The 4128-nt window shown below is 56.8% G+C and carries 5 protein-coding genes; 1 reads left to right on the top strand and 4 read right to left on the bottom strand.

The window, feature by feature from the left end; genetic code table 11:
• Nucleotides 1-1149, bottom strand: a 1149-nt coding sequence (locus tag AC1DSG_RS28470; protein ID WP_477793852.1) for a TonB-dependent siderophore receptor, incomplete at its 3' end; no start/stop codon positions are given.
• A 489-nt stretch (nt 1150-1638) separates the two neighbouring features.
• Between AC1DSG_RS28470 and AC1DSG_RS28465 the strand changes: the two genes are divergently transcribed.
• Nucleotides 1639-2511, top strand: a complete 873-nt coding sequence (locus AC1DSG_RS28465; RefSeq protein ID WP_477793851.1) for a DNA/RNA non-specific endonuclease — start codon at nt 1639-1641, stop codon at nt 2509-2511.
• 71 nt (nt 2512-2582) lie between these two features.
• Here the strand turns inward: AC1DSG_RS28465 and AC1DSG_RS28460 are convergent, their stop codons facing one another.
• The 3 genes from AC1DSG_RS28460 to AC1DSG_RS28450 all read right to left on the bottom strand — a co-directional run.
• Nucleotides 2583-3143: a lipid-binding SYLF domain-containing protein gene (locus tag AC1DSG_RS28460; RefSeq protein WP_477793850.1), complete on the bottom strand. Its 561-nt coding sequence runs from the start codon at nt 3141-3143 to the stop codon at nt 2583-2585.
• Nucleotides 3144-3357: 214 nt separating this feature from the next.
• Nucleotides 3358-3657, bottom strand: a complete 300-nt coding sequence (locus AC1DSG_RS28455) for a hypothetical protein (RefSeq protein ID WP_477793849.1) — start codon at nt 3655-3657, stop codon at nt 3358-3360.
• Nucleotides 3658-3721: 64 nt separating this feature from the next.
• On the bottom strand, nt 3722-4128 hold a 407-nt coding region (locus AC1DSG_RS28450; RefSeq protein ID WP_477793848.1), incomplete at its 5' end, for a hypothetical protein.

The following is a 4128-nucleotide window of genomic DNA, read 5'->3' as shown; positions in this document are numbered from 1 at the left end:
ACCAAAGGCCGCTTCGTGCTGACGACCCAACATCGAGAACGGACCATCGAAGCGGATGCCGTAGTCGTCCTGGGTGGTCTTGGTCTTGTAGGTCGCCGGGAATGAAGACATAGGGGCGCTACCGTTCCTGCCTGGATTGCCGGAAAGGTACAGCAGGGAAGAGTCGCCGGTGCGCTCGCCACGGTTGTAGCTGAGGTGAGCTTGCCAGTCGTTGGCAAAGGTGTGATCGAGATTGACGAAGTAAGTATCGAAGGTGGTGTCCCACTTGCTCCAGTCGGCGGAGGTTGTCTTCGAGCGGCTCCAGTTGGTGCGGCTGCCGTCTGCGTACCACACTGGCAGACCGCCCCACATCGGCGAGTCGGCGCTGTTTTCTTGATGGCTCAGACCGAACCAGAGCGTGGTGTCTGGAGTCAGGTCGATATCCATGGTGCCGTAGAAGGTTTGGCGCTTGTTCGAGTTCAGATGAATCCACGTGTCACCGTCGTTAGTCTCGGCGACCACCCGTCCGCGGATAGTGCCTTCCTCGTTCAGCGCAGCGGACACATCGGCTAGCGCGCCATAGGTGTCCCAYGTGCCGCCGCTCAGTTCTACCGAACCCGTCAGTTCAGTACTGCTGGCGCGCTTGCGCACCATATTGATGGTCGCGGAAGGATCGCCGGCACCGGTCATCAAACCGTTGGCGCCACGTACTATTTCCACGCGGTCATACATGGCCAGGCTGCTGAAAATCTCCCCTGAACTCCATGGCTGTTCGAAGATGGTGGGCACGCCATCGATCATCAGCGAGTTGAGTTCAAAGCCTCGGGCGTTGAACTGCGCCCGGCTGGTTTCGTAGCGGTTGACCGACACACCGGTGGCATTGTTTACCACGTCGAGGATCGTCTGCAGATTCTGGTCCTGTATGCGCTGTTGGGTGACGACGCTGACTGACTGCGGCGTGTCCCGCAGAGAAATGTCAAACGGTGTGGCCGTTTGTGCCGCGTCAGTCGTGTATGAGTGGGTGCCTTCGGTGACGCCAAGGCGTTCACCCGTGGCAGCCTCTGTGATAGCGATAGCCGGCAAGGTCACAGAGCTGCCCGTCTCGGTCTGCTCAGTCTGTTCCGCCGCCTGCACCGAGGGCGCAACGAAGGCAATACCGGCTGTCARCATGTGCACTGCGAGAGCCAAAGGGCGCAGTGCCGATGGCGCGCGCGGCGTAACGGAGTTTTTTGAACACTGGAGGGTGGGGGCGGACATGTGAGCTCACATTTGATTGGTGTTATTTGAGAATCAATATCATACGCAAATGTGATGAATTACCAAACACTTGCTTGAGAAAGATTCTTTTTTGAGAGCAGCCAGCGCAATATTCTGGCCTTTGGCGTCCGCTTCTCACCGTACTATGTTGATCGCTTCCTCAACGTGTATGAGCGAGTAGAATGCCAACGCCGCTCTGCACTAATGGCATTTGTGGTGGTCAATAAACCCCGCACGAGCATCAGCGCTCGTACTTTCGGAGCCGACCGGACCGCATCGGTAGTTTGATCAAGGACAGTAAAAGCATGTACCCCGTCATGTAATCTGCTAGCGCCTGCACCTGGTTCCGTGATCGGGACCCGCCGTACGTTTTCCTCTCAACTCCATTTGAAGATCTAACGCATGTACCTACGCAAAATTGCAGTTGGGCTGTCGGCCCTTGTTTTGCTTTCCACCGGGGCAGAAGCCCGCAGCCTGCTGGATCTGATCAAGCCGCCCACCCAGGCACAGGAACACGTGTCCCGCTCGGGCTCGATCAGCAAGAGCGCGGCGCTGGACCTTTATTCAAACAAGCAGAGACAGGCATCATTCGACGGCTGTGCAGATCTGTTTCCGGCAGCCAGACCGATCAACATGGCCACTGTGCCTGCAACCATGAACCCCTTGGCCCTGTGTTCCGACCACTTCGCGGTGCTGTACTCGCAAACCAGCAAGACGCCGCTGGTAGTGGTCGAGCGTCTCAATRCCGCCCAGCTTCAGGATGCCAAAGGGGAAGAGCGCACCAACCAGTTCTACCCGGACCCGCGCATTCCCAAGAGCGGGCGGGCAGAGTTGAGCGACTACCGTAGCCAACATCCGGCGGTGGACCGTGGTCATCAATCCCCGGCGGCCGATGCACCGAACCCCAATGCCATGGCCCAGTCCTTTGCGCTGTCGAACATGGTGCCGCAAGACCCCACCAACAACCGGAAGATCTGGAGCAAGGTCGAGTCTGACGTCAGGAAGTTTGCCAAGCGCGCCGAGGGCAATGTTTATGTGTTTACCGGCCCGCTGTTTGACCCGGGCCACACCACCATTGGCGACAACAAGGTCTGGGTGCCGACGCGCCTGTTCAAGCTGGTCTACGACGCATCGTCCCAGCGTGCCTGGGCGTACGTGTTGCCCAATGCAGAAACCCGTATTGAGAGACCAATGGACTATGACGCTTTCGTGAAAACCACGGGGCTCAAGTTGCTGGGCAATCTACCGGTCACAGGTTCCGTAGGCCGCTCTTGATGGCTTCCACTTAATGGACTTCACCCCAAAGGTTGCATGCAACCGATGGGGTGATTCGTGCTTGGCCGCTTTTAGCGTTTGATCAGGGAAATCTTCGAGCCWTCGATGCTGACCCCGGCCATTAACCCTTGCTGATCGAAGATGAATGCATACGCATCGTCTTTCAGCGTCGAGCTGGACAGGTTCTTGGCAATCCCTTCATTCACGACAACCACGGTTGGCCCTACGCCAACTTCCCAACCCTTGGTTTCAGCGATGTATTTCAGCGCTTTATCATTCATCAGAAATACTGCATAGCCATAGGACTGAGCGCCCGCCTGTAGCCCCCATGACCCACTGACGGAGTTGTAATAGTCCACGACGGTCTTACCCTTCATTAATACGCCTTCGCCATAGCTGCCGCCGAATACCAGGCCCGCCTTGATGATTTTGGGGAAGACCAGCACGGCTTTGGCTTGTTGCGAGATGGATTTGGCTGTTGGATTGACCTTGTAGAGCATTTCCAATGCTTGCAGAGAGTCTTTATTCAGATCCTCTGCGGTTTCTGCACTGGCACTGTTCAGCAGGCTCGTCGAGGCCAATGTAGCTAACGCGAGGAAGGTCGATAGAAAGAAGCGCGTTGATTGAGTCATTTCCGTACTCCGAGAGGGGAGCATTGGATGAGAGCAGCGGTCAGTGCCTGCGTCAGACAGGAACCGAACCGACTGAAGTTATCCGGCGCACCCTGATATGTGTGGTTCGCAAGCGTCGCGCTGGAATGCAGGAAACCCAAGGCGCGATGCCATCACTTGTTGTGACCACTGTGAATCGGCCGGGTTCGCTATCAGTGCCTGCTTTCTACCGCTATCAATTTTTGCACTCCGCCAATACCACTTGGCAGGTGTTCGGCGTGCCACCGGAGCGGCCGGCATAGCGTATGCAATTATTCATGGATTTTTGGCGGGCAATACTCAGGGAGGAGCCCCATGCCAGGCCACCTTCACCGGCAGTGGGTAGCGCCTTTGCATAGCAATTGGAGCCCGAGCTTGCAGTCGAATTGCGATGCCTGGACGTTTTGCCGGAACATCCCGCTGTCAGCGCGAGACTGATGGCGAGCAGGAAGGGGAGGACCCATGACCAGCATTGGCGCGCTGTTTTTTCGGTCATCCCGTTTCCCCTGTATCAAGAGATTAGGCGTGTATGTGGTCCTGAACGATGGCGTTCGCCGGTGTCACCGTTTACTGCACAAAAGGAACATGTCATTACCATCATCGAACAGGTAACGCGTTTCGGACAATGATCGCATCCAGTAACTCAGGCTGCTGTCTGGCCGGAAAATAAACAGGCCCAGTGTGTTCGTCAGTTCAGGAATCGTGCTGTCCGTTTCGCCTTTGGCGCTGCGCTCAACATTAACGTGCAAGCGGTGTCCTTGTTGTTGCACCCGAAAGGCGCTGTTGCGGCGCAGGGTTCCTATTTCCGCCCCGGAGTCGGCATCGATCAATTCGGCCACCATGCGCATATGGCTGAGCCCGGTGGGACTCAAGTCCAGCCTGAAACGCGTCGTTAGCCATGCAGGGCGCAAAGGGGAGGGCACTTGATGCGCGCTCTCTCCGGTGCACCAAAGATCCAGGTCCATCT

It is taken from the genome of Pseudomonas sp. P5_A12, from assembly GCF_056400685.1.
This window is presented reverse-complemented; position numbering and strand designations above follow the sequence as displayed.